This is a genomic window from Streptomyces sp. NRRL WC-3549, assembly GCF_000721935.1.
GTDB lineage: Bacteria > Actinomycetota > Actinomycetes > Streptomycetales > Streptomycetaceae > Streptomyces.
On the sequence record NZ_KL585399.1, the window covers coordinates 39,682 to 43,275 of the forward strand.

At 73.4% G+C, this 3,594-nt stretch carries 3 protein-coding genes and 1 pseudogene; 1 reads left to right on the forward strand and 3 read right to left on the reverse strand.

Annotated elements, in window-relative coordinates; all coding sequences use genetic code 11:
* Positions 1-1,008 (reverse strand): annotated as a pseudogene (locus tag IH13_RS37540) (amidohydrolase family protein); the annotation flags it as partial.
* A gap of 90 nt (positions 1,009-1,098) precedes the next feature.
* A complete protein-coding gene (locus tag IH13_RS0115055; RefSeq protein ID WP_031084671.1) occupies positions 1,099-1,539 on the reverse strand; it encodes an Lrp/AsnC family transcriptional regulator in 441 nt (146 codons plus the stop codon).
* A 203-nt stretch (positions 1,540-1,742) separates the two neighbouring features.
* Here IH13_RS0115055 and IH13_RS0115060 point away from each other — a divergent pair, with 203 nt between their 5' ends.
* On the forward strand, positions 1,743-2,141 hold the full coding sequence (locus tag IH13_RS0115060; RefSeq protein WP_031084673.1) for a hypothetical protein: 399 nt from the start codon (positions 1,743-1,745) through the stop codon (positions 2,139-2,141).
* Between the two features lie 478 nt (positions 2,142-2,619).
* On the opposite strand, the gene IH13_RS0115070 is transcribed toward IH13_RS0115060, so the two are convergent.
* Positions 2,620-3,594, reverse strand: a 975-nt coding sequence (locus tag IH13_RS0115070) for an acyl-CoA dehydrogenase family protein (RefSeq protein WP_063837448.1), incomplete at its 5' end; no start/stop codon positions are given.

The window sequence follows — 3,594 nt, forward strand, 5'->3', positions numbered from 1 at the left end:
CCCGCCACGACGGCGGTCAGGGCCGCGTCGCCGATGGCGTGGAAGCCGGCCTGCAGCCCGGCCTCGGTGCACGCGGTGACGTGGACGGCGATCCGCTCGGCGTCCAGGTGGGCGGTCCCGGTGTGCGGGGCGTCGGCCACCGGCCGCGCCGGTGGCGCCGAGTTCGCGGACGCGGCGGGCGCCCTTCTCGCCTTCGACCAGCTCGGCCCAGTATCCGAAGACCCGGGGCCCGGGCCGCTCCGCGGCGAGGGCCAGGAGGCCGGTGAAGTCGTCCTCGTCGGAGATCTCCGGGCCCGCGCACTCGTGCACGGTGCCGATGCCGAGCGAGGCCGCGTGCGCCAGGGCGGCCCGCTGGGCCTCGGCGCGCTGGGCGGGGGTGACGGCGGCGTGGGCCGCCGCGCGCACCGCGTGGTGGGCGGCGCCGGTCAGCGGGGCGTCGGGGTGGTAGCCGGCCAGGTCGGTGACGCCCGGGACCAGGTCGAGGAGCGCGGTGGTCACGACGGCCGAGTGGACGTCGATCCGGGGCAGGTAGAGGGGCCGGCCGCCCGCCGCCGCGTCGAGTTCGGCGCGGCTGGGCGGCCGCTGCTCGGGCCAGCGCGTCGCGTCCCAGCCTGTCTCTTATACACATCTCTGCCAGCGCGTCGCGTCCCAGCCGTGGCCGAGGACGACGCGCTGCGAGGTGCGGCCGTTCGCGTACGCACGCACCTGGTCCAGGGCCTCGGCGAGGGTGCCGGCACCGGACAGGTCCAGGCCGGTGAGGGCGAGGCCGGTCGCGGTGGTGTGGACGTGGGCGTCGGTGAAGGCGGGCGTGACCAGGGCGCCGTCCAGGTCGATCACCTCGTCGACCCCGTCGGCGAAGGCGTCGGCCGCGCCTTCGGATCCCACCCAGGCGACATGGCCGCGTTCGACGACCATCGCGGTCGCGAACGGATCGGCGGGGCTGTGGACGTCTCCACCGCGCAGCAGCACGGTGCGGTGTTCGCTCTGGGGGGCGGTGCTCTCGGTCATGGGAACAGTCTCGCGCCTGCACGGAGCGGTGCCGCCCGCGCCCCCCTGCCGGACGCCTCGCGGCCCCTGCCGGACGCCCCGGGCGCCGCCTCAGATCCTCGGGGGGCGCGCCTCGTACGGGGTGGACAGGACGACGGTCGTACGGGTGGAGACACCGGCCAGCGAGCGGATCCGCGTCAGCAGGTGCTCCAGTTCCAGGGGGGTGGCGACCCGCACCTTGAGGATGTAGTTCTCGTCACCGGCGACGCTGTGGCAGGCCTCCAGCTCCGGTACACCGGCGAGCCGTTCGGCGATGTCGTCCGGGGCGCTCGGGTCGAAGGGTTTCACCGAGATGAACGCGGTGAGGGGCAGGCCGACGGCCTCGGCGTCGACGACCGCGGCGTAACCGCGGATCACCCCCCGCTGCTCCAGGCGGCGGACGCGCTGATGAACGGCCGAGGTGGACAGGCCGGTGGCCTTGCCCAGGTCGGTGTAGCTCATCCGCCCGTCCTTGACGAGCAACTCCACGATCTGACGGTCCAGCTCCTCCATGCGGATCAACCTATGGCCCCGAGGCCCTCCAGGCACAGCCGCGGAGGTCCTTCAGACGCTCGTTCGGGGGTCATGTGACGAACGCCACATCAATACGGATGGGTAGCCGTCGACCTGGAGGTTACCGCCGACTCCCCACGGGAAGTGCTTGCTGTGGTCGAGGCCGTGACGCCGAGCCGGCCCACCCGAGGGGGGAATATCCCATGCAGAGCCTGAAGCTCACCGGACGTACCGAACCGGAGCCCGTCGATCCCGACGAGGACATCGCTCCCGACGCGTACGACACCTTCGAGATGTACCGCGTGATCTGCCCGGACTGCGTGCAGCCCATCGCCCTTCTCGCGGACGAGGACGTGCTGCCGGAGCACGCGCTGTGCCCCACCCCGTGGAACCCGTTCGTGCTCACCGTCTGCGCGGGCACCGGCCGCACCGCCTCGCAGGCGCGCCCGGCCGACGAGACGCTGGAGGTCCAGGAGCAGGACGCCGGGCTGCTGCTGACACTCCCCCAGGGCCTCGACTGGCGGATGCAGCCCTTCTCGCACGCGGGGGGTCCGGGATCGCGCCCCTTGCGCCTGCCGCCCGCACAGCGCCGCGCCGCCTGACGCACACCGCCCTCCGCCGCCGCCCGGGACCCGCCCGCGCGGCGGAGTCCGCGCGCCCTGGACGCCCCGGAGGCGGGGCGGGCGCGGATGGGTGTGGCCGTTCCTGATGCGCCCCGGGGCTCACCCGGGCGCATGTCCATCCGGACCTGGACATACAGCGAGGGACGCGCACGAGAGTGCGCCGGAGGAGTGACCTCGGAGCCCTTCGGGCGTTGTTCCGGTATGACCACACCGCCCTCGACGGCCGGACCCGTCCGCCGCCGCCTCGCCGCCCTCGTACCGGAAGAATCGATTCCGCAATCCGGCCGCCCCTCCTCCGAGGCGCCCCGGCAGTCCGTTCCGCACACCACCGACCCACCGATCTACCGGGCCATGCTGCGTCAGTGGGAGAGCACGGGCCGGGTGCTGCCGGGCCGCCACGACCACGAGTGGAACCGGATCATGACGACACCCGTCTGGTCGGACCGGCCCGTACGGCTCAGCGGGACTCGGGACCCGCGAGGTGGCGGGCGATGACCATCCGCTGGATCTGGTTGGTGCCCTCGACGATCTGGAGCACCTTGGCCTCGCGCATCAGCCGCTCGGCGGGGAAGTCCTGCGTGTAGCCGTAACCCCCGAGCACCTGGACCGCGTCGGTGGTGACCCGCATGGCCGCGTCGGTGCAGAACAGCTTCGCCATCGCCGCCTGGCGCGAGAACGGCAGACCCGCGTCGCGCAGCCGGGCGGCTTCCAGGTAGAGGGCGCGTCCGGCCTCCACCTGGGTGGCCATGTCCGCGAGCATGAAGCGCAGGCCCTGGAAGTCGGCGATCGGGCGGCCGAACTGGCGGCGCCCGGTGGCGTATCCGACCGCCTCGCCGAGGGCCGCCTGGGCCACACCGACCGCGCAGGCGGCGATGCCCAGCCGCCCCGAGTCGAGCGCCGACAGGGCGATGGCGAAGCCCTGCCCCTCGTCGCCGATCCGGCGGTCGTCGCCGATCCGGACCCCGTCGAAGTGCAGTTGGGCCGTGGGCGATCCCTTCATGCCCATCTTCTTCTCCGGCAGCGCGGCACCGAGCCCCTCGGCGTCCCCGGGCACCAGGAAGGCGGTGATGCCCCGGGGGCCTTCCGCCCCGGTGCGCGCCAGCACGGTGTAGAAGTCGGCGATGCCGCCGTGGGTGATCCACGCCTTGGTGCCGGTGAGGACCCAGTCGTCGCCGTCCCGGACCGCCTTGGTGCGCAGCGACGCGGCGTCGGAGCCCGAGGCGGGCTCGGAGAGGCAGTAGGCACCCAGGAGGCCGCCCGTGAGCATCGCCGGCAGGTGGGCCGAACGCTGGTCGCCGGTACCGAAGTTGCCGAGGGCGTGGCAGGCCAGGGAGTGGACGCTGACGCCGAGGCCGACGGTGAGCCGGGCCGCGGCCAGCTCTTCGAGCACCTGGAGGTAGACCTCGTACCTGTCTCTTATACACATCTCTGA